This is a genomic window from Leifsonia sp. NPDC056665 (assembly GCF_042791795.1).
In the GTDB taxonomy this organism is placed as follows: Bacteria; Actinomycetota; Actinomycetes; order Actinomycetales; family Microbacteriaceae; genus Leifsonia.
Genome location: NZ_JBHTXK010000026.1, coordinates 1 through 24,919 on the forward strand (window position 1 = coordinate 1; position 24,919 = coordinate 24,919).

Below are 24,919 nucleotides of genomic sequence, written 5' to 3' on the forward strand. Positions count from 1 at the left end.
GTTGTCACTTTCGCGGCCTGGAAGTGACAACAACGTGCCCCTCGGCGGAATAGGCTCGGGGCGTGCAGCTGATCGGACTCACGGGCGGGATCGCCTCCGGAAAATCGACCATCGCCTCCCGGCTCGCGGAGCTCGGCGCCGTGGTCGTGGACGCCGACCGCATCGCCCGGGAGGTCGTCGAGCCGGGCACTCCCGCGCTGGCGGAGATCGCCGCCACCTTCGGCCCCGGAGTCATCGCCGCGGACGGCAGCCTCGACCGGCCCGCGCTCGGCGCGATCGTGTTCGGCGACGCGGACGCCCTCCAGAAGCTCAACGGGATCACCCACCCGGCCGTGCTCGCCGCCTCGACCGCGCGGTTCGAGGCCGCGGGCGCCGCCGATCCCGCGGCCATCGTCGTCTACGACGTGCCGCTGCTGGTCGAGTCGGCCAACGAGTACCCGTTCGACCTGGTGGTCGTCGCGCACGCGGACGCCGCCACGCGCATCGACCGGCTGGTGCGGCTGCGCGGGATGGGCGGGTCGGAGGCCGAGCGCCGGATCGGGTCGCAGGCCTCCGACGAGGAGCGGCTGGCGGTCGCGGACGTGGTGATCGACACCGACGGGTCGCTCGACCGGACCCGCGAGCAGGTGGACGAGCTCTGGGAGAGCCTGCGGTCCTGACGGTTCCGCTCTGAGCGAGAGCGGGTCCGCGATGTCGTTGGTCCTTCCTAGACTGGACCCATGCAAGCCACGCGTCTCGTCCGTCCGTTCGAGGTCATTAGCGAATTCGAGCCGAGCGGCGACCAGCCCAAGGCCATCGCCGAGCTCGCGGGCCGCATCAACGCGGGCGAGACCGACGTCGTCCTCCTCGGCGCGACCGGAACCGGCAAGTCGGCGACCACCGCCTGGCTGGTCGAGCAGGTGCAGCGCCCCACGCTCGTCCTCGCGCACAACAAGACCCTCGCCGCGCAGCTCGCCAACGAGTTTCGCGAGCTGCTGCCCAACAACGCCGTCGAGTACTTCGTCTCCTACTACGACTACTACCAGCCGGAGGCGTACGTCCCGCAGACGGACACCTTCATCGAGAAGGACTCCTCGGTCAACGCGGAGGTCGAGCGGCTGCGGCACTCCACCACCAACTCGCTGCTGAGCCGGCGCGATGTCGTCGTGGTCTCCACCGTCTCCTGCATCTACGGCCTCGGCGCCGCAGAGGAGTACCTGGAGGCGATGGTCGCCCTCCAGGTCGGCCAGAACGTCGGCCGTGACGCGCTCATCCGCCGCTTCGTCGCGATGCAGTACGAGCGCAACGACGTCGACTTCTCGCGTGGCAAGTTCCGCGTGCGCGGCGACACCATCGAGATCATCCCGATGTACGAGGAGCACGCGGTCCGCGTCGAGCTGTTCGGTGACGAAGTCGAGGCGCTCTACTCGCTGCACCCGCTCACCGGCGAGGTCCTGCAGAAGATGGACGCCGTCTCGGTGTTCCCCGCGACGCACTACGCCGCCAGCCCGGCGACGATGCAGCGCGCCATCGGCACCATCCAGGAGGAGCTGCGCGAGCGGCTGCAGGAGCTGGAGCGCGAGGGCAAACTGCTGGAGGCGCAGCGGCTGCGGATGCGCACCCAGTTCGACCTGGAGATGATGGAGCAGATCGGCTTCTGCTCCGGCATCGAGAACTACTCGCGGCACATCGACGGCCGGCAGCCCGGCGAGGCGCCGAACTGCCTGCTCGACTACTTCCCCGACGACTTCCTCGTCGTCATCGATGAGTCGCATGTCACTGTGCCGCAGATCGGCGCCATGTACGAGGGCGACGCCTCCCGCAAGCGCACGCTGGTCGAGCACGGCTTCCGCCTGCCGAGCGCGATGGACAACCGTCCGCTGCGCTGGAACGAGTTCAAGGACCGCGTCGGCCAGACGGTCTACCTCTCGGCGACGCCCGGCAAGTACGAGATGGGCATCGCGGACGGCATCGTCGAGCAGATCATCCGCCCGACCGGCCTGGTCGACCCGCAGATTGTGGTCAAGCCGACCAAGGGCCAGATCGACGACCTGCTCGAGGAGATCCGCGTGCGCGTCGAGCGCGACGAGCGCATCCTGGTCACCACGCTGACCAAGAAGATGGCGGAGGAGCTCACCGACTTCCTGGCGGAGGCCGGCGTGCGGGTCCGCTACCTGCACTCCGACGTCGACACCCTGCGCCGCGTCGAGCTGCTCACCGAGCTGCGCGCGGGCGTCTACGACGTGCTGGTCGGCATCAACCTCCTCCGTGAGGGCCTGGACCTGCCGGAGGTGTCCCTGGTGGCGATCCTCGACGCCGACAAGGAGGGCTTCCTCCGCTCGTCGACGTCGCTCATCCAGACCATCGGCCGCGCCGCCCGCAACGTCTCGGGCGAGGTGCACATGTACGCCGATGTACTGACGGACTCGATGAAGAACGCCATCGAGGAGACCGACCGCCGCCGCGAGTTGCAGATCGAGTACAACCGCGCCAACGGCATCGACCCCACGCCGCTCCGCAAGCGCATCGCCGACATCACCGACGTGCTGGCCCGCGAGGAGGCCGACACCGCCCGGATGCTCGCCGGCCGCGAGCAGCGCCGCAAGAGCCCGACGCCGAACCTCCGGAACGGCGGCATCGCGGCCCAGGGCGCGGCCGCGCTGGAGTCGCTGATCGCCGACCTGAACGGGCAGATGCTCGCCGCGGCGGGAGAGCTGAAGTTCGAGCTGGCGGCGCGGCTGCGCGACGAGCTGTCGGATCTGAAGCGGGACCTGCGGCAGATGGAGAAGGCGGGACACCTGGGCTGAGGGTGCGAGCCGGGGAAGTCCCGCCGCGTTCCCACCACCTCCGCGCTACGGTGGCAGGGTGAACTCGAAGGCGACGCGGACGCGGCAGCGGTGGGGATTGGTCACCGCCGCCGGCATCCTGCTCGCGCTCTCCGGCCTCGCGCTCGCCTTTCAGGGCGCCCCCGTCTTCACCGGCCTCCGGTTCACGCCGCCGGCCGCCGACCTCCAGCCGCACCCGGGGGAGCAGCAGAAGGCAACCGGCACGCCCGCGCCGCAGGACGTCCCGCACGAGACCCGCATCGACCTGACCTGGGTGACATACGCGGTCATCGCGCTGATCGTCGTCGTCCTGCTTGCCCTGCTCTACCGCTACCTGCGGCGGAGGCTGCGTTCCGAGTACCCGGGCCTCGACCGCGATGTCGACGGCTCCACCGAAGGTTCCGTCGCGCCGGAGCCGCCCGCGCAACCGCGACCCGAACGCGTCCGCCGCGGCCTCGACCGCGCCCTCGACCTGCTCGGCGAGGGCCGGGAGCCGCGGGACGCCATCGAGCGGGCCTGGCTCGGGCTGGAGGAGGGCGCGGCGGACAGCGGCGTCCACCGGCTCCCGGCCGAGACGCCGGGGGAGTTCGTCCGCCGGGTCCTCGCCCGGGTCGCGTCCGATCGCGATGCGGCCGGCGACCTCCTCGACCTCTATCTGCGCGCCAGGTTCAGCGACGCGCCCGTGACCGCGACCGACGTCGAGGCGGCCCGCGCCGCGATCGAGGCGTTGCGCGCCTCGTGGGGGACCGCCGCGGCGGGCGGGGCGCTCCGATGACCCGCGCGCGGATGGTCCGGCGCGGGGTCGGGTGCGTGCTCGCGGCCGCGATCGTCGGGGTGGCGGCCTGGTTCTTCGGGATGGACGGCCCGCACGCCGTCGGACTCGGGTTCGTGGTCTTCGCGCTCGGCGCCCTGCTGTCGCTCCTCGGCGAACAGGCCGAGGTGACCTGGCCGGTCCCGCCGCCGCAGCAGCGCGCGGGCGCGCGGCGGGACGTCGTGCAGCTCGGCTGGTCGCTCGGCGCGCGCGGCGGACGGGTGTCGCCCGAGGCGGTCCGCCGCCTCCGCGGGCTCGCCGCCGAGGTTCTCGACCGGTACGGGGTGCAGCTCGACGACCCGGCCGCCCAGCCGGAGGTCGTCCGGCTGCTGGGCGAGCGGACCGCGGTCATGCTGCGCAAGGGCAGCGCGGCCGCCCCGCGCCCGAAGGAGTTCGCGGCGTCGCTGAGTCGGTTGGAGACGCTGGCCCGGGTGGAGGCGTTGGCCGTGCCGGGCGCCGTGGCGGACGGGCAACATGAAATCGAACTGCCGGCCGGCGCTCGCCCCGCCGACCCGCTCAACGCAGAAACGACAGGAGCCGCATGACCCCGGAGACGTCCACAACCTCCACCACCTCCACCTCGACCGCCACCGCCGCGCTCCCCGTCACCGAGGTCGCCCGGCTGGGCGCCGAGGTCCTGAACCGCGTCGAGTCGGTCGTCGTCGGCATGCGCGAGCCGCTGCACATCGCGCTCGCCACCGTCCTCGCCGGCGGCCACGTGCTGTTCGAGGACGTCCCCGGCTTGGGCAAGACCCTCGCCGCGCGCAGCATCGCGAGCGCGGTCGGCCTGGACTTCCGGCGGCTGCAATGCACCCCCGACCTGCTGCCGTCCGACATCACCGGCTCGTACGTCTACGTGCCGTCGACCGCCGAGTTCGAGTTCCGGCCCGGGCCGGTGTTCACGGGCCTGTTCCTGGCGGACGAGATCAACCGCACCTCGCCGAAGACCCAGTCGGCGCTGCTGGAGGCGATGGCCGAAGGGCAGGTGTCCGTGGAGGGGCGCAGCTTCCCTCTGCCTCGGCCCTTCCACGTGGTCGCGACCGCGAACCCGATCGAGTCGGAGGGCACCTACGCCCTCCCGGAGGCGCAGCTCGACCGGTTCATGGTGCGGCTCGGCGTGGGCTACCCGGACGCGGACGGCGAGACGCAGGTGCTGCTGGCCCGCGTCGCCCGGCGGCACGAGGTCGCCACGGTCGAGCCGGTCACGGACGCCGAGACCCTCCTGGCCATGCAGGCCGGGGTGGAGAGCGTGGACGTCGATCCCGACATCGCCGCCTACTGCGTGCGCCTCGCGGCCGCCACCCGCCGGCACCGCTCCGTGGAGGTCGGCGCCTCGCCCCGCGGGTCGCAGGGCCTCCTGCTGGTCGCCCGGGCGCTGGCGGTGCTCGCCGGCCGGGACTTCGTCATCCCCGACGACGTCAAGCGCGTCGCGGTGCCGGTCCTCGCGCACAGGCTGACGCTGACCGTGCAGGCGTGGACCAGCGGCGTGAGCGCCACCCAGGTCGTCCTGGAGGTCGTGTCCTCGGTGGCGGGACCGCCGGCGGTGGGGACGCGCGAGCGGGAGGCCGCGGACTGATGTCGCTGTGGTCGCGGGCGCGCATGCCCGGCCCGCGCGAGCGGACGGAGGCGCAGGCCGGCGGTTCCGGGTGGGCGCTGAGCCCGGCGGTGACCGCGGCCGCGATCGTCGCGGCGGTCTGCCTGGTCGCTGCGTTCGTGCTGTCGCGGGTGGAGTTGATGCTGGTCGCGGCCCCGCTGCTGATGGCGGCGCTGCTCGGCTGGTCGTCGCGGCCGCAGTCCGCGGCCGCGCGCGCCCGGGTGACCATCGCCGGCGACGACCCGGACGGCCGCGTGCACGTCGACGCGGTGGCGGAGGCGGACGGGAGCGTGGACGGCGTGCATGTGCGAGTCCACCGGACCGACCGCCGACCCGAGGATGCGGTGGTGACGCCGCGGGAGGCCGCCCGGCTGCGCTTCCGCGTCGCCGTCTCGCACTCCGGCCCGCAGCGGATCCTGTCGCTGGCCGCCCGGGGGATCGGGCCGGACGCCGCATGGACGGGCGACCCCGGCATCCCCGCCGTCGCGGAGCGCGTGGTGCGGCCGGCCGCGCAGCGGATCCGCAGCCTCCCGCTGCCCGCGCGCCTGCTCGGCCTGACCGGCGGCCACGTGTCCGCGCGGCCGGGCGACGGCGGCGAGTTCCGGGACATCGACCGTTTCCGTCCGGGCGACCGGCTGCGCCGAATCGACTGGAAGGCGACCGCCCGGCTCGCGCAGCGCCCGGGCGAGCTGTACGTGCGGCGGACCACGGCGACCTCCGACGCGGCGGTGCAGCTCGTGCTGGACGCGCGCGACGACGTCCCCGGCGCCGTCGCCGGCTGGGCGGCGCCGTACCAGTGGCCGGGGGCGACCTCCCTCGACGTCGCGCGGGAGGCCGCGGTCTCGCTCGCGGGCGCGTACGCCGCCGCGTCCGACCGGGTCGGTTTCGACGACCTCTCCGACGCCCGCCGTGCGCTGCCGCCGCGTGCAGGCGCACGGCACCTGCACCGGGTCCTGCGGGCGGTCGAGCTGACCACCGCGCACGGGTCGGCGACCGAGCGCGCGCGGGCGCCGCGGCTCGCGCAGGGCGCGGTCGTGTTCGTGATGTCCACGTTCCTGGACGACCAGGCCATGCGCCTGGCGCTCACCTGGCGCGCGGCGGGACACAGGGTGGTGGTGGTCGACGTGCTGCCGCCGCGCATCGTCGACGAGCTCCCGGCCAGGGAGCGGCTGGCGCTGCGGATCGTGGACCTGGAGCGCGGGCTGCGCCTGGACCGGCTGCGGGCGGCGGGAGCGGAGCTGCTGCAGTGGACGTCGCCGGAGCGCGACGCGATGCTGCGGCGGCTGGCGACGCCTAGGAGGCGGGGATGAGCGGGGCGGCGGGGATGAGCGGGGCTGGGATGACCGGCACGGGGGAGCAGGCCGCTCCCGCTCCCGACCTCGGCTTCACCGTGCCCGCCTGGGCCTTCCGCGTCGCCTTCGCCGTCGTCGCCGTCCCGCTCGCCGTCACCACCGCCCCCAGCGGTCCGTGGCCCGCCGTGGCCGTCCTCCTCACCGCGGTCGCCCTCGCCGTCCCGCGCTGGCGGGTCGCGTGGGTCCTCATCGCAGTGCTCGCGTTCTCCACCCTCCTGGAGCCGGGGAGGCTCACGCTCCGGCTGCTCGCCGTCATCGCAGCCGTCCACGTGCTGCACGTCCTCGCGGCGTGGATGCTCGTGCTGCCCGCGACCGCCAAGGTGCAGCCTGCGGTGCTGCTGCCGTCGCTGCGGCGGGTGATCCTCATCCAGGTCCCGGTGCAGGCCGTCGCGATGGTGCTGCTGCTCGTGGCCCGGCCGGCGTCCGCACCGTGGCTGGCGGTGGTGTCGGGCGGCGCCATCGTCGGACTGGTGGTCCTCCTGGCGGCGCTCCTGCTCGCCCGGCCGCGGGCGTGAGCGCGGCCTCCGGTACGAATGTCGGAGGTCCGGCGTACGCTCGCGCATGGTCGCACACACCCTGTCCGGGTTGCTAGAATCGAACAAAGCTTCGAACTGGCCGGCGGGGGCATCGCGCAGGTGCGCGGTGGGCGAACACGTGGGTGGGGCGACGGTGAATAGCGGAGAATGGAACGAGTGAGCACTCTGAGTAGCAGGAGTTCGGCAGGCAATCCGAGCAAGGTCGTGGGGTCCCACCTCAGCGTGCGCGGCGCGCGGGTGCACAACCTCCACAACATCGACCTCGAGATCCCGCGCGACTCCCTGGTCGTCTTCACGGGCCTGTCCGGCTCGGGCAAGTCGTCGCTCGCGTTCGACACGATCTTCGCCGAGGGCCAGCGGAGGTACGTGGAGTCGCTTTCCGCCTACGCGCGGCAGTTCCTCGGCCAGGTCGACCGGCCGGACGTCGACTTCATCGAGGGTCTGAGCCCCGCGGTGTCGATCGACCAGAAGTCCACCAACCGCAACCCGCGGTCGACGGTCGGCACTATCACCGAGATCTACGACTACATGCGCCTGCTCTGGGCGCGCATCGGCGTCCCGCACTGCCCGGTCTGCGGCGAGAAGATCCAGCGCCAGACGGTGCAGCAGATCGCCGACCAGCTCATGGAGCTCGAGGCCGGCACGCGGTACATGGTCGTCAGCCCGGTCATCTCGCAGAAGAAGGGCGAGTTCGTCGACCTCTTCAAGGAGCTCGCCGCGAGTGGATACTCGCGCGCGCTCGTGGACGGCGAGCAGATCCAGCTCAGCGAGCCGCCGACGCTCAAGAAGCAGGTCAAGCACGACATCTCCGTCGTGGTCGACCGCCTCGTGGCGGGGCCGGACATCCTCGGCCGGCTCACCGACTCGCTGGAGACCGCCCTGCGGCTCACCGACGGCCTGGTGCAGGTCAACTTCGTGGACCGCGTGGGCCCGGCGGCGTGGCAGTCGTTCAGCGAGAAGCTGTCCTGCCCCAACGGCCACCCCATCCAGCTCACCGAGATCGAGCCCCGCACCTTCTCGTTCAACGCGCCGTTCGGCGCCTGCCCGGAGTGCTCCGGTCTCGGCACGCGGATGTCGGTGGACGAGGACCTGCTGCTCGGCGACGACAGTCTCAGCATCGCCGAGGGCGTCATCATCCCGTGGACCACGCAGGGCAAGGGCCTCTTCAACTACTACGAGAAGCTGCTCGACGGCCTCGCGCGCGACCTCGGCTTCTCGCTCAACACGCCGTGGAAGAAGCTGCCGCAGAACGTCCGCGAGGCCGTGCTGCGCGGCGACAACTTCGAGGTCAAGGTGCGGTGGAAGAACCGCTACGGCCGCGAGATGTCCTACACGTCCGGCTTCGAGGGCGTCGTGCCCTACATCGAGCGCCAGTACGCGCAGGCAGAGACCGACACCCAGCGCGCCCGCTGGGCCGAGTACCTCCGCGAGGTGCCGTGCCCGGTCTGCCAGGGCAAGCGGCTGAAGCCCGAGGTGCTCTCCGTTCTCGTCCACGGCGCCTCCATCGCGGACGCGTCCCTGCTCAGCCTCTCCGACGCGCGCGCGTTCATGGAGAAGCTGCACCTGACCGAGCGCGAGCAGAAGATCGGCGCGCAGGTGCTGCGCGAGATCAAGATCCGGCTCGACTTCCTCATCCAGGTCGGCCTCAGCTACCTCGACCTCGCCCGGGCGGCGGCGACGCTGTCGGGCGGCGAGGCGCAGCGCATCCGGCTCGCGACGCAGATCGGGTCGGGCCTCACCGGCGTGCTCTACGTGCTGGACGAGCCGAGCATCGGCCTCCACCAGCGCGACAACCGCCGCCTGATCGACACGCTCGTCGCGCTGCGCGACCTCGGCAACACGCTGATCGTGGTCGAGCACGACGAGGACACGATCCGCACCGCCGACTGGATCGTCGACATCGGCCCCGGCGCCGGCGTCAACGGCGGACATGTCGTGCACTCCGGGTCGTACGACGAGCTGCTCGCCAACACCGAGTCGCTGACCGGCGATTACCTGGCCGGGCGGCGCGAGATCCCGATCCCCGAGAAGCGCCGCAAGATCGACAAGAAGCGCGTGCTCCGGGTGGTGGACGCGGAGGCCAACAACCTCAAGAAGGTCTCGGTCGACTTCCCGCTCGGCGCGTTCGTGGCGGTCACCGGAGTCTCCGGCTCCGGCAAGTCGTCACTGGTCAACGACATCCTGTACCGCGTGCTGGCCAACAAGCTCAACGGCGCCCGCAAGCTGCCGGGCAAGCACCGCACGGTGTCGGGCCTGGAGAACCTCGACAAGGTCGTTCACGTCGACCAGGCGCCGATCGGGCGCACGCCGCGCTCCAACCCGGCCACCTACACGGGTGTGTTCGACCGCATCCGCACCCTGTTCGCCGAGACCCCGGAGGCCAAGGCCCGCGGGTACCTGCCCGGCCGGTTCAGCTTCAACGTCAAGGGCGGGCGCTGCGAGGCGTGCTCCGGTGACGGCACGATCAAGATCGAGATGAACTTCCTGCCCGACGTCTACGTCGCGTGCGAGGTTTGCGGCGGAGCGCGGTACAACCGCGACACCCTGACCGTGCACTACAAGGGCAAGAACATCGCCGAGGTGCTCGACATGCCGATCAGCGAGGCGGCGGAGTTCTTCCGGCCGATCTCGGCGATCCACCGCTTCTTGCAGACGCTCGTGGACGTCGGCCTCGGCTACGTGCGGCTCGGCCAGAGCGCCACCACCCTGTCGGGCGGCGAGGCGCAGCGCGTGAAGCTCGCGACCGAGCTGCAGCGCCGTTCCAACGGCCGCAGCGTCTACGTGCTCGACGAGCCGACCACCGGCCTGCACTTCGAGGACGTCCGCAAGCTCCTGCTGGTGCTGAACGGCCTCCTCGACAAGGGCAACACGGTCATCGTCATCGAGCACAACCTCGACGTCATCAAGTCGGCGGACTGGATCATCGACATGGGGCCGGAGGGCGGCGCCGGCGGCGGCGAGGTCATCGCGACCGGCACGCCGGAGCAGGTGGCCGAGACGCCGGGGAGCCACACCGGCTACTTCCTCAAGGAGCTCCTCCAGGGGGAGGGCGCGCTCGGCAGCGAGCGTGTCCGTGGCGCCGCGTAGGATCGCGCTGTGAGTACGGACACGGTCGGCTACCGCCCCAAGGCCGGCGAGATCCCCACGCAGCCGGGCGTCTACCGGTTCCGCGACAAGAACCGGCGGGTGCTCTACGTCGGCAAGGCGAAGAACCTCCGCGCGCGGCTGAGCAACTACTTCCAGCCGCTGCGCAGCCTCCACGAGCGCACCCGCCGCATGGTGACGACCGCGGCGAGCGTCGAGTGGACGGTGGTCGCCAGCGAGTTTGAGGCGCTCCAGCTCGAGTACACCTGGATCAAGGAGTTCAACCCGCCGTTCAACGTGCAGTTCCGGGACGACAAGTCGTACCCGTACCTCGCGGTGACGCTCGGTGAGCGCATCCCGCGCGTGATGGTGACCCGCAACCGCAACCTGAAGGACGCGCGCTACTTCGGCCCGTACACGAAGGTCTGGGCGATCCGCGACACGGTCGACCTCATGCTGAAGGCGTTCCCGGTGCGGAGCTGCTCCGATGGCGTCTACCGGCGCGCGGAGCTGACCGGGAGGCCGTGCCTGCTCGGCGACATCGGCAAGTGCGCGGCGCCCTGTGTCGGCCGGATCAGCCCGGAGGACCACCGCGAGCTCGCGGAGGACTTCGTCTCGTTCATGGCGGGCAACGACACGAAGTACATCCGCGACCTCACCGACAAGATGAAGCAGGCCGCGAGCACGCTCGATTACGAGGCGGCGGCGAGGCACCGGGACGCCATCGGCGCGCTGGAGGCGGCGATGGGCAAGAGCGCCGTCGTCCTGCAGGACAACGTGGACCTGGACGCCTTCGGCATCGCGCACGACGAGCTCGCCGCCGCCGTGCAGCAGTTCATCGTCCGCGGCGGCCGCATCCGCGGTGTCCGCTCCTGGGTGGTCGACAAGGAGCTCGACATCACGCTCGGCGAGCTGGTCGAGACCGTGCTGCAGAACGCCTACGAGGGCACGGACGCCCCGCCGCGCGAGATCATCGTGCCCGAGCTGCCGGAGGACGCCACCGAGCTGGAGCAGTGGCTGATGGCCCGGCGCGTGGAGGCCGACGAGGCCGGCCCTGTGCGCCGCGGCCCGAAGTCGACCGGCCGGGTCGAGCTGCGGGTCGCCCAGCGCGGCGACAAGGCCGCGCTCGCGCAGACCGCGGAGATGAACGCGAAGAACGCGCTGATCCTCTACAAGACCCGGCGCAGCTCCGACTTCGTGGCGCGCTCCAAGGCGCTCAACGACATCCAGGACGCCCTCGGCATGGCGGACGCCCCGCTGCGCATGGAGTGCTTCGACGTCTCGCACCTCAGCGGCACGAACATCGTCGCCTCGATGGTGGTGTTCGAGGACGGCCTGCCCCGCAAGGACCAGTACCGCCGCTTCAGCATCCCGGAGTCCACCGACGACACCGAGTCGATCTACCAGGTCATCACGCGCCGTCTGGCGTACCTGAGGGAGGACGCGGCGGGCGTGGAGACGGATGAGACTGTCGACGCCGGGACCACCACGGACGGAGACGACCCCGAGATCGACGTGGACGCCGAGATCGCGGAGGCCGCAGAGCGCCGCCGCCGCAAGTTCTCCTACCCGCCGAACCTCCTCATCGTCGACGGCGGCCAGCCGCAGGTCGCCGCCGCGCAGCGCGCGCTGGACGAGTCCGGCGTCACCGGCATCCAGCTCGCCGGCATCGCCAAGCGGCTGGAGGAGATCTGGCAGCCGGACTCAGACTTCCCGGTCATCCTGCCGCGCAACAGCGACGCGCTCTTCCTGGTGCAGCGCATCCGCGACGAGGCGCACCGCTTCGCGATCACCTACCAGCGGGCGCGGCGCAAGCGCGACATCTCATCCGTCCTCGGCGAGATCCCGGGCCTCGGTCCGGCGCGCGTGAAGGAGCTGCTCAAGCACTTCGGCTCGGTGGCGCAGCTCCGCCAGGCGACTCCTGAGCAGATCGCGGAGGTGCGCGGGGTCGGCCCGGCGACCGCGGCCGCCGTCCACGAGCGCCTCACCGCCGGCTGAGCGCGCGTCCGCCCCGAAGGAGGGGTGCGCGCAGACGCGCACCGTTCCCGGAAACCGCCTCGGCCCGGCGGGTCAGTCGGTAGGCTGGTCGCACCTGGTTCAGAGAGGGAGTGCACGTGGCGACCGACATCGACACGAACGGCGAGCAGCAGGAAGTGCTGATCGTCACCGGGATGTCGGGGGCGGGCCGGTCGACGGTCGCCAACGCCCTCGAAGACCTCGACTGGTACGTGGTCGACAACCTCCCTCCGCAGATGCTGCGGCCGCTGATCGAGCTGGCCAATCGCGCGGAGTCCGGCCTTCCGCGCATCGCGGCGGTGGTCGACGTGCGCGGCCGCAACTTCTTCGAAGACCTGCAGTCGATGATCCAGAGCCTGCGCGAGGGCACCAAGGTGCGCGTGCTGTTCCTGGAGGCCTCCGACGCCGTGCTCATCCGCCGCTTCGAGCAGGTGCGCCGTCCGCACCCGCTGCAGGGCAACGGCACCATCCTCGACGGCATCGACGCGGAGCGCGCCCGGCTGCGCGAGATCCGCGAGGCGAGCGACATCATCGTCGACACCACGGACCTGAACATCCACCAGCTCGCCACCAACATCACCGACACCTTCGCGGCGGAGGACACCGCCGGTGTGCAGGTGACCGTGATGAGCTTCGGCTTCAAATACGGCCTCCCGCCCGACGCCGACCTGGTCGCCGACGCGCGGTTCCTCCCGAACCCGTTCTGGAACCCCGAGCTGCGCCCGCACACCGGGCTGGACGAGATCGTCCGCGAGTACGTGCTCCAGCAGGACGGCGCCGAGGAGTTCATCGACGGCTACGTCGCCGCGATGCGCCCGATCTTCGCCGGCTATCAGCGGGAGAACAAGCGGCACGCGATGATCGCGATAGGCTGCACGGGAGGGAAGCACCGGTCCGTCGCGATAGCCGAAGAGCTCGCGACCAGGTTGAGGGGCTTCCCCGGCGTCGCGGTCAACACCAAGCACCGCGACCTGGGCCGTGAATGATGCCGGCCGCCCACTTCACGGCGTGACCCGCGCCGTCTTTCACAGTTAGGAATCCGATTGGCTCTCACCGCCGACGTCAAAGACGAGCTCACGAAGGTCGAAGTCAGCAAGACGACCGTCCGCGCCGCCGAGCTCGCGACCATCCTGCGGTTCTCGGGTGGACTGCACCTGATCGGCGGCCGGATCGCGGTCGAGAGCGAGCTGGACACGCCAGAGCTCGCCCGCCGCGTGCGCAAAGACCTCGCCGAGCTGTACGGCGTCCGCAGTGACGTGTCCGTGATCTCGGCCTCCGGCGTCCGCCGCGCCAGCCAATACCTGGTGCGCGTGCTGGAGGGCGGCGAGACCCTCGCGCGCCAGACCGGCCTGCTCGACGCCCGCCGGCGCCCGATCCGCGGCCTCCCGAACCGGCTCACCACGGGCTCCCGTGACGAGCTCGCCGCCGTCTGGCGCGGCGCGTTCCTCGCGCACGGCTCGCTGACCGACCCGGGCCGCTCCGCCGCGCTGGAGGTGACCTGCCCCGGCAACGAGGCCGCGATGGCCCTCGTCGGCGCCGCCGGCCGCCTCGGCGTGTCCGCCAAGGCCCGCGAGGTGCGCGGGGTGCACCGCGTCGTCATCCGCGACGGCGAGGCGATCAGCGCGATGCTCGTGGTGATGGGCGCGGTGGAGACCGTCGCCAACTGGGAGGAGCTGCGCCAGCGCCGCGAGGTGCGCGCGACCGCCAACCGCCTGGTCAACTTCGACGACGCCAACCTGCGCCGCTCCGCGCAGGCCGCCGTCGCTGCCTGCTCCCGCGTCGAGCGCGCCCTGGAGATCCTCGGCCCCGACGTCCCCGAGCACCTGCGCTATGCCGGCGAGCTGCGCCTGGCGCACCGCGACGCGAGCCTCGACGAGCTCGGCCACCACGCCGACCCGCCCATGACGAAGGACGCCGTGGCCGGCCGCATCCGCCGCCTGCTGGCGATGGCCGACAAGAAGGCCTCGGACCTCGACATCCCCGGCACCGACGCCAACCTCCCCGCCGACCTGGATGAGGTGTAGTTTCCGGAGGGGCCTGCTGCCGGGAAGGAACCCGAGACCGGCCGGGTTGCCCTTACTAGACTGAAGAAGTCGCCCGAATCGGGTCTCGAAGAAGAACAACTGTGGAGATGAGTAATGGCTGACTACACGCTCGCCGAACTTCCGTACGACTACTCGGCCCTGGAGCCGAACATCAGCGGCCGGATCATGGAGCTGCACCACGACAAGCACCACAAGGCGTACGTGGACGGCGCCAACACCGCGATCGCCAAGCTGCAGGAGGCGCGCGACGCCGACGATCTGACCTACGTCAACAAGCTGCAGAAGGACCTGGCGTTCAACCTCGCCGGCCACGTCAACCACACCGTCTTCTGGAACAACCTGTCCCCGGAGGGCGGCGACAAGCCGACCGGCGAGCTGGCTGCGGCGATCGACGAGTTCTTCGGCTCGTACGACAAGTTCCGCGCCCACTTCACCGCCTCGGCGCTCGGCATCCAGGGCTCCGGCTGGTCGATCCTCGCGTGGGACTCGCTCGGCCAGAAGCTCATCATCGAGCAGCTCTACGACCACCAGGGCAACCTCGCGGCGGCCACCATCCCGCTGCTGCTGCTCGACATGTGGGAGCACGCCTTCTACCTCGATTACGTGAACGTTAAGGCGGATTACGTCAAGGCGTTCTGGAACATCACCAACTGGGCCGACGTGTCCGACCGGTTCGTGAAGGCCCGCGAGAAGACCTCGGGTCTGCTGCTACTGTCGTAGCGGGTGGGCGTCCCGGGAGGGAGCCCTCCCGGGACGCCGCCGTCCGCCACAACACCCACATGGCGCCGTCCGGCGCCCCCCATCAAGCAACGGGAGACATCTGTGTCCGTAAAGATCGGAATCAACGGGTTCGGTCGCATTGGTCGCAACTACCTGCGCGCGGCCCTCGCCAAGGGCAGCGACCTCGAGATCGTCGCGGTGAACGACCTCACCGACAACAAGACGCTCGCCCACCTGCTCAAGTACGACTCGATCACGGGCCGCCTGGACGCCACGGTGGAGCTGGAGGGCGACAGCATCGTCGTCAACGGCAAGCCGATCAAGGTCCTCGAGGAGCGCGACCCGGCCAACCTCCCGTGGGGCGAGCTGGGTGTCGACATCGTCATCGAGTCCACCGGACGCTTCACCAAGGCCGCCGACGCCAAGAAGCACATCGAGGCGGGCGCCAAGAAGGTCATCATCTCCGCTCCGGCCACCGACGAGGACGCCACGTTCGTCATCGGCGTGAACGAGCACCTGTACGACCCGGAGAAGCACAACATCATCTCCAACGCGTCGTGCACCACCAACTGCCTCGCGCCGCTGGCCAAGGTCTTCAACGACGAGTTCGGCATCGAGCGCGGTCTGATGACCACGGTCCACGCCTACACCGCCGACCAGAACCTGCAGGACGGCCCGCACAGCGACCTCCGCCGTGCCCGCGCCGCCGCGATCAACATCGTCCCGACCTCCACCGGCGCCGCCAAGGCGATCGGCCTGGTCCTCCCGGAGCTCAAGGGCAAGCTCGACGGCTTCGCGCTGCGCGTCCCGGTCCCCACCGGCTCGATCACCGACCTGACCGTCACCGCCTCGCGCCCGGTCACCATCGACGAGGTCAAGGCCGCGTACAAGAAGGCCGCCGAGGGTCCGCTCAAGGGCATCCTCAAGTACACCGAGGACGAGATCGTCTCCTCGGACATCGTCTCCGACCCGCACTCGTCGATCTTCGACTCCGGTCTGCTGCGCGTCCTCGGCGACCAGGTCAAGCTCTCGAGCTGGTACGACAACGAGTGGGGCTACTCCAACCGTCTGGTCGACCTGACCGAGTACGTCGCCGAGCGTCTGTAAGGGCCGGAACCGACGTGACGCTTCGCACTCTCGACTCACTCGGTTCGCTCGCCGGAAAACGCGTCGTCGTCCGCTGTGATCTGAACGTCCCCCTCCAGGACGGCAAGATCACGGACGACGGCCGCGTGCGAGCGTCGATTCCCACCCTGGACGCCCTGATCAATCAGGGCGCCAAGGTGGTCGTGATCTCCCACCTGGGCCGCCCTGAGGGCGCGCCCGACTCGAAGTACAGCCTGGCGCCGGTCGCCCAGCGGCTCTCTGAACTGCTGGGCAAACCGGTGACCTTCGCGCAGGACACCGTCGGCGCGGGCGCCGAGGCCGCGGTCGCGGGCCTGCAGGACGGCGACGTCGCCCTGCTGGAGAACCTCCGGTTCAACCCGGGGGAGACCGCCAAGGACGAGGCGGAGCGCACGGCGTTCGCCGCCAAGCTCGCCGCGTTCGGCGACGCCTTCGTGTCCGACGGCTTCGGCGTGGTCCACCGCAAGCAGGCCAGCGTGTACGAGCTCGCGAAGGCGCTTCCCAGCGCCGCCGGCACGCTCATCGCGGCCGAGCTGAACGTGCTCGACCGGCTCACCGAGAACCCCGAGCGGCCCTACGCGGTCGTGCTCGGCGGCTCGAAGGTGTCCGACAAGCTCGGCGTCATCGGCCACCTGCTGCCGCGCGTGGACTCGCTGCTCATCGGCGGCGGCATGCTCTTCACCTTCCTCGCGGCGCTCGGCCACCCGGTGGGCTCCAGCCTGCTGGAGGCCGACCAGCTCGACACCGTGAAGGGCTACCTGGCGAAGGCCGAGGAGCTCGGCGTGCAGATCGTGCTGCCGCGGGACGTCGTGGTGGCCTCGAAGTTCGGCGCCGACGCGGAGCACGTGGTGCGCCCGATCGACGGCATCGAGGACACCGACTGGGGCGCCTCCGGGCTCGGCCTCGACATCGGTCCGGAGACCGGCGAGCTGTTCTCGGAGTACATCCGCGGCGCCCGCACGGTGTTCTGGAACGGCCCGATGGGCGTCTTCGAGCTGGCGCCGTTCGCGGCGGGCACCAAGGCGATCGCGCAGGCGCTCACCGAGGTCGACGGCCTCAGCGTGGTCGGCGGGGGAGACTCCGCGGCCGCCGTGCGCGCGCTCGGTTTCGCCGACGATCAGTTCGGTCACATTTCTACCGGTGGCGGTGCGAGCCTCGAGTTCCTCGAGGGCAAGCACCTGCCGGGTCTGGAGGTCCTGGGATGGCAGCAGTGAACGAGTCCGTGCGGCGGGTCCCGCTGATCGCGGGCAACTGGAAGATGAACCTCGACCATCTGCAGGCGATCGCGGTCGTCCAGAAGCTGGCGTGGACCCTCAAGGACGCCGGGCACGACTACTCGGCCGTCGAGGTCGCCGTGTTCCCGCCCTTCACCGACCTGCGCAGCGTGCAGACGCTCATCTCGGCCGACAAGCTGCCGATCGCGTTCGGCGGGCAGGACGTCTCCGAGCACGACTCGGGCGCCTACACCGGCGAGGTCGCGGCGTCGTTCCTCTCCGCCCTGGAGTCGCGCTACGTGATCATCGGGCACTCGGAGCGGCGCACGCTGCACAACGAGACGGACGAGCAGGTCGCGGCGAAGGTCGCGCAGGCGGTCAAGAACAACATCGCGCCGATCATCTGCGTCGGCGAGACGGCGGAGGACCTGGAGACGCACGGCGCGAGCGCCGTCCCCGTCGCTCAGCTCCGCGCCGCTTTGGCCTCCGTCGACTCGGCTGCCGACTTCGTCGTCGCGTACGAGCCGGTCTGGGCCATCGGGTCCGGGCAGGCGGCGACGCCGGAGCAGGCCGAGCAGGTGGCCGCCGCACTGCGCGCGGTCATCGTCGAGAAGCTCGGAGCCGAGGTCGCGGCCAAGACGCGCATCCTCTACGGCGGCTCGGTGAAGTCCGGCAACATCGCCGGCTTCATGCGCGAGCCGAACGTCGACGGCGCGCTCGTCGGCGGCGCGAGCCTCGACGTGGCCGAGTTCTCGGCCATCATCCGCTACCAGAAGCACGTCGGACTCTGACGGCGCGCGGCGGCTCCCCGAACGTCGGGTGAGCCGCCGCGCCCTTCGGCGGTTATACTGGCTGTTGGTTTTGTCGGGCGCGGGCCCGGTCGCATCGAAAGGTCAAGCGTGCAGATTCTCACGGTCATCCTCCAGGTCCTGCTGGGGATCACCAGCCTCCTGCTGACCCTCCTCATCCTGTTGCACAAGGGACGCGGCGGCGGCCTCTCCGACATGTTCGGCGGCGGCGTCACCTCCAACCTGGGCGCGTCGGGCGTCGCGGAGCGCAACCTCAACAGGATCACCGTCATTCTCGGGCTCATCTGGATCACCTGCATCGTCGTCCTCGGGCTCATCACCAAGTTCAGCGCCTAACCGGCGCCCCTTCACAAGAGGAGAAGCATGGCATCCGGAGGAAGCGCAATCCGCGGTTCGCGCGTCGGCGCGGGCCCGATGGGGGAGCAGGACAGGGGTTTCCACGCCGAGCGCGTGGCCGTCTCGTACTGGGACGCCCTCGGCAACGAGACCGTCCGCTATTTCGCGGCGAACCTGCCCGACGAGGAGATCCCCGATGTGATCGACTCGCCGTCCAGCGGCCTCCCGGCCGGGCGCGACAAGGAGAACCCGCCGTCGGTCGCGAAGGCCGAGCCCTACAAGACGCACCTGGCCTACGTCAAGGAGCGCCGCTCGGAGGAGGAGGCGGAGCAGCTGCTCGAGGACGCCCTCAACCAGCTCCGCGCCCGCCGCGGCAAGCCCACCAGCAACTAGAGCCTACGAAGAAGCCCCGCCGGTCTGAGACCTGCGGGGCTTCTTTTCGTTGTTCGAGCTCAGTAGCTCGGGGCGATGAGGTTCTCGGGCACGTTGACGGAGGCGTCCTTGTCCACGAAGAACACGGTCCGCTTGCGGCCCTTGGCGCCGGCGACCGGGACCTCCGTGTAGCTCGCGCCGGCCAGGGCGAGGCCGAGGGCGCTCGCCTTGTCACTGCCGGAGAGCACCAGCCAGATGCGGTCGGAGGCGTTGAGCACCGGCCGGGTCAGGCTGAGCCGCAGCGGCGGCGGCTTCGGCGACTCGCGCTCGACGATCACCGTGGCCTCCGTCTCGCGGATGCCCGCGCGGTCCGGGAACAGCGACGCGATGTGGCCGTCCGGCCCGACGCCGAGGAACGTGATGTCGAACTTCGGGTAGGCCTGACCCTCCGGCGCGAACGCCTCCAGCTCCGCGGCGTACACGCTCGCGGCCTCGGCGATGTCGGCGATCTCGTCCGACGCCGGGAACGGGTGGATGTTCTCCGGCGGCACCGGCAAGTGGTCGAGCAGCGCCTCGCGCGCCTGGCGCTCGTTGCGGTCCTCGCTCGACTTCTCGACAAAGCGCTCGTCGCCCCACCAGAAGTGCACCTTCGACCAGTCGATGGTGTCGCGTGCGGGGGAGCCGTTGATGGCCTCCAGCACGGCGATGCCGATCGTGCCGCCCGTCAGCGCGACGTTCGCCGCGCCCAGGTCGTCGAGGATGTCGATGGTCTTGGTGAGGAAGCGCGCGGCCACCGACGCGGCGAGTGCTTCCTTGTCGGGGTGGACGAGCACCCGCCGTTCGTTCGTCATGCCTTCGCGCCCGCTCCTTCGTCGGGGGCCTCGAGCATTCCGAGACCCTTCGTGATGACCTCACCGTACAGGTCGTCGGGGTCCAGCCTACGCAGTTCCTCGGCGAGACAGTCCCGGAGGCTGCGCCGCGGCAGCGACAGGTCGTGCGTCGGCTGTCCCGGCTGGGAGAGCCGCGCGACGTTCGGGACCTCGCGCTCGAGCTCGATCGTGCCCGACGCGCGCTCCATCCTGACGCCGTGGATGCCGCCGGAGCCGATCGCGCGCGACGCGAGGTCGTACTGCACCGGCACCTGGAGCTGCAGTCGCAGCCACGCGGCGAGCAGGAGGGTGGAGGGCGAGTCGGCCGCCCCGGCGACCTCCACCGAGGTGATCGGCTCGTACGGCGGCTGGTCGAGCACCGCGGCGAGCTGCGCCCGCCACAGGGTGAGCCGCGTCCAGGCGAAGTCCGTGTCGCCTGGGGCGTACGTGTCGGCCAGGTGGAACAGCGCCTCCTGCGGGTTCGGCTGGGCCGACGCGTCGGTGATGCGGATCGTGGCGATGCGGCCGAGCGGGGAGTGCGACGCCTTCGCCGGCGCGATCCCCGGCCACCAGACGACGACGGGAGCGTCGGGGAGCAGGAGGCCGGTGACCAGCCCCTCCTCGTCGCTCGCGGTCTCGCCGTAGGCGCGGAGCACGATGACCTCGCTGGCGCCCGCATCGCCGCCGACGCGGATCTGGGCGTCGAGACGCCCGGAGTCCGTGTGGCTGCGCTCCTCCTCGGTCGAGACCACGATGACGCGCATCGGGTGCTCGCGGGAGGCGTCGTTGGCGGCCTCGATGGCCTCCTCCTCCTGGCCGAGGTGGGTCGCGATGATCAGCGTCAGCACGCGGCCGAGGGCGACGGCGCCGCCCTCCTCGCGAATCTTGACGAGCGCCTTCGAGATGTTGCTCGTCGTGGTGTCGGGCAGATCGACGATCATGGACGCCTCCAGACGCGGCCGTCGCGGGCGAGGAGCTCGTCGGCGGAAGTCGGGCCCCAGGTTCCGGGGCGGTACTGCTCGGGCTGGCCCTGGGTGGCCCAGAACTCCTCGATCGGGTCGAGGATCTTCCAGGACAGCTCGACCTCCTCGTGCCGCGGGAACAGCGGCGGGTCGCCCAGCAGGACGTCCAGGATGAGTCGCTCGTAGGCCTCGGGGCTCGCCTCGGTGAAGGCGTGGCCGTAGCCGAAGTCCATGCTCACGTCGCGCACCTGCATGCCGGCGCCCGGCACCTTCGAGCCGAAGCGGATGGTGACGCCCTCGTCGGGCTGCACGCGGATGACGAGCGCGTTCTGGCCGAGCGCGCTGGTCTGCGACTCCGCGAAGAGCTGCTGCGGCGCACGCTTGAACACGACCGCGATCTCGGTGACCCGGCGGCCCAGGCGCTTGCCCGCGCGCAGGTAGAACGGGACGCCGGCCCAGCGGCGCGTGCCGATGTCGAGCTTGATCGCCGCGTAGGTCTCCGTGGTGGAGTCGGGGTTCATCCCGTCCTCCTCCAGGAAGCCGACGACCTTCTCGCCGCCCTGCCAGCCGCTGCCGTACTGACCGCGCGCGGTCGACGCGGCGAGGTCCGCGGGCAGCCGCACGGCCGCGAGCACCTTCTCCTTCTCGGCGCGGAGGTCCGCGGCGTCGAACGAGATGGGCTCCTCCATCGCCGTGAGGGCGAGGAGCTGCAGCAGGTGGTTCTGGATGACGTCGCGTGCCGCGCCGATGCCGTCGTAGTAGCCGGCCCGGCCGCCGACGCCGATGTCCTCGGCCATCGTGATCTGCACGTGGTCGACGTAGTTGGCGTTCCAGATCGGCTCGTACAGCTCGTTCGCGAAGCGCAGCGCCAGGATGTTCTGGACCGTCTCTTTGCCGAGGTAGTGGTCGATGCGGAAGACCGAGTCGGGCGGGAACACCGACTCGACGACGTGGTTGAGCTCGCGCGCGGTCTTCAGGTCGCTGCCGAACGGCTTCTCGATGACGACGCGGCGCCAGCCGGTGCCGGACTGGTCGGCCAGCCCCGACTTCTTGAGCTGCTCGGTGACGAGGGGGAACGCCTTCGGCGGGATCGAGAGGTAGAACGCGTGGTTGCCCATCGTCCCCCGCTCGATGTCCAGCTTCTCGACGGTGTCCTTGAGCCGTGTGAACGCCTCGGCGTCGTCGAACTCGCCGGACACGAACCGGATGCCCTGGGCGAGCTGCTTCCAGACGTCGTCGTCGAACGGGGTGCGCGCGTACTGCTTGACCGCGTCGTAGACGACCTTCTCGAAGTCCTGGTCCGCCCAGTCGCGCCGGGCGAACCCGACGAGCGAGAAGCCGGGCGGCAGGAGGCCGCGGTTCGCCAGGTCGTAGACGGCCGGCATCAGCTTCTTGCGCGACAGGTCGCCCGTCACGCCGAAGATGATGAGGCTGCTCGGCCCCGCGATGCGGTTGAGGCGACGGTCGGAGGGCAATCGCAGGGGATTGAACTCCGGGGTGATCTCCACCGGTGACATCTGGCTCCTCTAGTTGACGGCCTCGAACAGCGAGACGACGTCGGCCTCGGGGTTCGAAAGGGTCAGGGTCAGCACCGGGCGGCCGTGCTCGCCGAGCACGCTCGCGTCGCCGGCGGCCTGGGCCTGGATGAGCTGGCCGAACGTGAACGGACGGCCCGGGATCTCCAGGTCCTCCGGAGCGACCGCGGTGATCTGCAGGAACACGCCGACGGCGGGGCCGCCCTTGTGGAACTGACCGGTCGAGTGCAGGAAGCGCGGGCCCCAGCCGAAGGTGACCGGCCGGCCGGCCTTGGCGGCGAGCAGGTCGCGGATGCCCGCGAGCTGCGGCAGCGCCAGCCGGTCGACGTAGGCCTGCACCGAGACGTAGCCGTCCGGTCCGAGCTGCGCGAGGAGGGCGTCCACGGCGCCGTCGAGCGTCGAGGCGTCGCCGAGGAACGACCCGGTGGTGCGCACCTCGACGCCGCCCGCGGTGAACGCGGGCGGCACGGGCTCCGGGCGGTTCTCGAGCAGCGCACGCGCGGCGACCTTGGCGGCCTCCACGTCGGGCTGGTCGAACGGGTTGATCCCGAGCAGGCGGCCCGCGACGGCGACGGCGTACTCCCAGACGATGAGCTGCGCGCCCAGGCTGCCCGAGACGAGGATCTCGCCCTCGTGCCGGTCGGAGGGGAACAGGTGGCGGGCCTCGGCGTTGGCGACGAGCCGCACGACCTGCAGGTCCGCGGGCTTGGACGTCAGGTCGGGGGCGAGCGTGTCGAGCACGACGGGGAGCAGGCCCGTGCCGTTCTTGCCGGTGGACTCCGCGATGAGCTGCTCGGCCCAGTCGGCGAACCCGACGATGTGGGTGCCGTCCGCGACGATGCCCAGCTTGTCCTTGAGCGGGTTGGTGCCGGCGATCGCCGCGCCGAGCACGAGGCCCGGGTTGGCCTTGTTGTCGACGGCGAGCTCGATGAGCGTGGCCTCGGCCTCGTCCAGCAGCTCGGAGATGTCCACGCCGGCGAGACCGGACGGGACCAGCCCGAACGCGGTCAGCGCCGAGTAACGGCCGCCGACGTTCGGGTCGGCGTTGAACACGCGGTAGCCCGCCTCGCGCGCCGACTGGTCGAGCGGCGAACCCGGGTCGGTGACGACGACGATGCGCTCCGTCGGGTCGATCCCGGCGTCGCGGAACCACTTCTCGTAGACGCGCTTCTGGCTGTCGGTCTCCAGGGTCGAACCCGACTTGGAGGAGATGACGACGGCGGTCGCCTGCAGACGGTCGCGCAGAGCCGACAGCACCTGACCGGGGTCGGTCGAGTCGAGGACCGTGAGCTCGGCCTCCGCGGTGCGGGTGATGACCTCAGGGGCGAGCGAGGAGCCGCCCATGCCGCCGAGGACGATGTGGTTGACGCCCTTCGCGTGCAGCTGCTCGCGCAGCGCGACGATCTCGGCGACCAGCGGGCGCGAGATCGCGACGGCCTCGGTCCAGCCGAGGCGCTTGGCGGCCTCCGGCTCGGCGGCCGGGCCCCAGAGGGCCGGGTCCTGCGCGGTGATGCCGGAGGCGACCCGGTCGGCGACGAGCTGCGGCACGACCGACTCGACGGCCTGGGCCGCCGCGCCGGTCACGTGGATGCGGAAGGTCACTTGGCGGCCTCCAGCGCGTTGGTGACGGTCTCGACGAGCTCGCCCCACGACACGTTGAACTTGTCGACGCCCTCGCGCTCAAGGGTGGCCGTCACGTCGTCGTACGAGATGCCGAGGCCGGCCAGCGCGTCGAGCACGCTCTTCGCGTCGGCGTAGTTGCCTGTGACGGTGTCGCCGTCGATCTGGCCGTGGTCGAAGGTCGCCTCCAGCGTCTTCTCCGGCATGGTGTTGACCGTGTTCGGCGCGACCAGCTCGGTGACGTAGAGGGTGTCGGGCAGGCTCGGGTCCTTCACGCCGGTGGAGGCCCAGAGCGGGCGCTGCTCGTTCGCGCCTGCGGCCACGAGGGCCTTGGCGCGGTCGGTGGCGAACTCCTGCTCGTACAGCTCGTAGGCGAGGCGGGCGTTCGCGATGCCGGCCTTGCTCTTGAGCGCGTAGGCCTCGTCGGTGCCGATGGCGGTCAGGCGCTTGTCGACCTCGGTGTCCACGCGGGACACGAAGAACGACGCGACCGACTGGATGCCGGAGAGGTCGATGCCGGCGGCCTTGGCCTTCTCGAGGCCGGTCAGGTAGGCGTCGATCACCTGGCGGTAGCGCTCGAGGCTGAAGATCAGCGTGACGTTGACGCTGATGCCGGCCGCGATGGTCTCGGTGATGGCCTCCAGGCCCTCGACCGTCGCCGGGATCTTGATCAGGACGTTGGGCTTGTTCACCTTCGCGGCGAGCTTCTTGGCCTGCTCGATGGTGCCGTGCGCGTCGTGCGCGAGGCCGGGCTCCACCTCGATGGAGACGCGGCCGTCGACGCCGTTGCTGGCCTCGAAGACCTCGTGGAAGATGTCGCTGGCGTCGGCCACGTCGTCGGTCGTGATCTCGAAGATCGCGTCCTCGACGCTCGTGCCGGCGGCGGCGAGCTCCTTCACCTGGGCGTCGTACGCCTCGCCCTTGGAGAGGGCGGCGGCGAAGATCGTCGGGTTGGTGGTCACACCGACGACGTTGCGCTCGGCGATCAGGGCCTGAAGGCCGCCCGTGGCGATGCGCTCACGGGACAGGTCGTCCAGCCAGATGCTGACGCCGGCGGCGGACAGCTCGGCCGTGGGGGAGGACGTGGTGGAAGTGGTGTCGGTCATCGTGGTTTC

22 protein-coding genes are annotated in these 24,919 nt (G+C 70.8%); 17 read left to right on the forward strand and 5 right to left on the reverse strand.

The genetic code is table 11. The features are described 5' to 3' along the window. The first annotated feature begins 62 nt into the window (after window positions 1-62). The 17 genes from coaE (at window position 63) to ACFQ9V_RS18070 (ending at window position 18,839) form a co-directional block, all read left to right on the forward strand. Entirely contained in the window at window positions 63-659 is a 597-nt protein-coding gene (gene coaE, locus ACFQ9V_RS17990) for a dephospho-CoA kinase (RefSeq protein ID WP_382460492.1), read from the forward strand. Between the two features lie 60 nt (window positions 660-719). Then, window positions 720-2,786 carry an excinuclease ABC subunit UvrB gene (gene uvrB, locus ACFQ9V_RS17995; protein WP_382460493.1) on the forward strand — a complete coding sequence of 689 codons (2,067 nt, stop codon included), beginning with the start codon at window positions 720-722 and terminating at the stop codon, window positions 2,784-2,786. A gap of 58 nt (window positions 2,787-2,844) precedes the next feature. Continuing rightward, window positions 2,845-3,579 (forward strand): DUF4129 domain-containing protein, encoded by a 735-nt coding sequence (locus ACFQ9V_RS18000; protein ID WP_382460494.1) that lies wholly within the window; start codon window positions 2,845-2,847, stop codon window positions 3,577-3,579. Then, window positions 3,576-4,160, forward strand: a complete 585-nt coding sequence (locus ACFQ9V_RS18005) for a hypothetical protein (RefSeq protein ID WP_382460495.1) — start codon at window positions 3,576-3,578, stop codon at window positions 4,158-4,160. The genes ACFQ9V_RS18000 and ACFQ9V_RS18005 overlap by 4 nt, the downstream gene beginning before the upstream one ends. Next, window positions 4,157-5,191, forward strand: coding sequence for an AAA family ATPase (locus ACFQ9V_RS18010; protein WP_382460496.1), 1,035 nt, complete (start codon window positions 4,157-4,159; stop codon window positions 5,189-5,191). Before ACFQ9V_RS18005 ends, ACFQ9V_RS18010 begins: the two co-directional genes overlap by 4 nt. Further along, window positions 5,191-6,519, forward strand: coding sequence for a DUF58 domain-containing protein (locus ACFQ9V_RS18015; protein WP_382460497.1), 1,329 nt, complete (start codon window positions 5,191-5,193; stop codon window positions 6,517-6,519). The genes ACFQ9V_RS18010 and ACFQ9V_RS18015 overlap by 1 nt, the downstream gene beginning before the upstream one ends. Beyond that, entirely contained in the window at window positions 6,516-7,076 is a 561-nt protein-coding gene (locus tag ACFQ9V_RS18020) for a hypothetical protein (RefSeq protein ID WP_382460498.1), read from the forward strand. Before ACFQ9V_RS18015 ends, ACFQ9V_RS18020 begins: the two co-directional genes overlap by 4 nt. Before the next feature lie 168 nt (window positions 7,077-7,244). Continuing rightward, entirely contained in the window at window positions 7,245-10,184 is a 2,940-nt protein-coding gene (gene uvrA / locus ACFQ9V_RS18025) for an excinuclease ABC subunit UvrA (protein WP_382460499.1), read from the forward strand. 9 nt (window positions 10,185-10,193) lie between these two features. Then, window positions 10,194-12,179 (forward strand): excinuclease ABC subunit UvrC, encoded by a 1,986-nt coding sequence (uvrC, locus tag ACFQ9V_RS18030; protein ID WP_382460500.1) that lies wholly within the window; start codon window positions 10,194-10,196, stop codon window positions 12,177-12,179. 116 nt (window positions 12,180-12,295) lie between these two features. Then, the gene (rapZ, locus tag ACFQ9V_RS18035; RefSeq protein ID WP_382460501.1) at window positions 12,296-13,183 is read left to right on the forward strand and encodes an RNase adapter RapZ; all 888 of its coding nucleotides are present in this window, start codon (window positions 12,296-12,298) and stop codon (window positions 13,181-13,183) included. A gap of 57 nt (window positions 13,184-13,240) precedes the next feature. Beyond that, the gene (gene whiA, locus ACFQ9V_RS18040) at window positions 13,241-14,221 is read left to right on the forward strand and encodes a DNA-binding protein WhiA (protein ID WP_370053619.1); all 981 of its coding nucleotides are present in this window, start codon (window positions 13,241-13,243) and stop codon (window positions 14,219-14,221) included. Between the two features lie 114 nt (window positions 14,222-14,335). Beyond that, a complete protein-coding gene (locus ACFQ9V_RS18045; protein ID WP_370053617.1) occupies window positions 14,336-14,962 on the forward strand; it encodes a superoxide dismutase in 627 nt (208 codons plus the stop codon). Between the two features lie 102 nt (window positions 14,963-15,064). Continuing rightward, window positions 15,065-16,069, forward strand: coding sequence for a type I glyceraldehyde-3-phosphate dehydrogenase (gene gap, locus ACFQ9V_RS18050; RefSeq protein WP_382460502.1), 1,005 nt, complete (start codon window positions 15,065-15,067; stop codon window positions 16,067-16,069). Window positions 16,070-16,083: 14 nt separating this feature from the next. Then, a complete protein-coding gene (locus tag ACFQ9V_RS18055; protein ID WP_382460503.1) occupies window positions 16,084-17,301 on the forward strand; it encodes a phosphoglycerate kinase in 1,218 nt (405 codons plus the stop codon). Further along, on the forward strand, window positions 17,289-18,092 hold the full coding sequence (gene tpiA / locus ACFQ9V_RS18060) for a triose-phosphate isomerase (protein ID WP_382460504.1): 804 nt from the start codon (window positions 17,289-17,291) through the stop codon (window positions 18,090-18,092). The genes ACFQ9V_RS18055 and tpiA overlap by 13 nt, the downstream gene beginning before the upstream one ends. Window positions 18,093-18,200: 108 nt before the next feature. Next, entirely contained in the window at window positions 18,201-18,446 is a 246-nt protein-coding gene (secG, locus tag ACFQ9V_RS18065) for a preprotein translocase subunit SecG (protein WP_179605831.1), read from the forward strand. A 27-nt stretch (window positions 18,447-18,473) separates the two neighbouring features. Further along, on the forward strand, window positions 18,474-18,839 hold the full coding sequence (locus ACFQ9V_RS18070; RefSeq protein WP_370053610.1) for an RNA polymerase-binding protein RbpA: 366 nt from the start codon (window positions 18,474-18,476) through the stop codon (window positions 18,837-18,839). A gap of 59 nt (window positions 18,840-18,898) precedes the next feature. Here ACFQ9V_RS18070 and pgl read toward each other — a convergent pair whose 3' ends face one another. The 5 genes from pgl to tal are packed head-to-tail and all read right to left on the reverse strand — an operon-like array spanning window position 18,899 to window position 24,910. Continuing rightward, window positions 18,899-19,669: a 6-phosphogluconolactonase gene (pgl, locus tag ACFQ9V_RS18075; protein ID WP_382460505.1), complete on the reverse strand. Its 771-nt coding sequence runs from the start codon at window positions 19,667-19,669 to the stop codon at window positions 18,899-18,901. Further along, a complete protein-coding gene (locus ACFQ9V_RS18080; protein WP_382460506.1) occupies window positions 19,666-20,628 on the reverse strand; it encodes a glucose-6-phosphate dehydrogenase assembly protein OpcA in 963 nt (320 codons plus the stop codon). The genes pgl and ACFQ9V_RS18080 overlap by 4 nt, the downstream gene beginning before the upstream one ends. Then, window positions 20,625-22,166: a glucose-6-phosphate dehydrogenase gene (gene zwf, locus ACFQ9V_RS18085; protein ID WP_382460507.1), complete on the reverse strand. Its 1,542-nt coding sequence runs from the start codon at window positions 22,164-22,166 to the stop codon at window positions 20,625-20,627. The genes ACFQ9V_RS18080 and zwf overlap by 4 nt, the downstream gene beginning before the upstream one ends. 9 nt (window positions 22,167-22,175) lie before the next feature. Then, window positions 22,176-23,786: a glucose-6-phosphate isomerase gene (locus tag ACFQ9V_RS18090; protein ID WP_382460508.1), complete on the reverse strand. Its 1,611-nt coding sequence runs from the start codon at window positions 23,784-23,786 to the stop codon at window positions 22,176-22,178. Then, entirely contained in the window at window positions 23,783-24,910 is a 1,128-nt protein-coding gene (gene tal, locus ACFQ9V_RS18095) for a transaldolase (RefSeq protein ID WP_382460509.1), read from the reverse strand. The genes ACFQ9V_RS18090 and tal overlap by 4 nt, the downstream gene beginning before the upstream one ends. Window positions 24,911-24,919 lie beyond the last annotated feature (9 nt).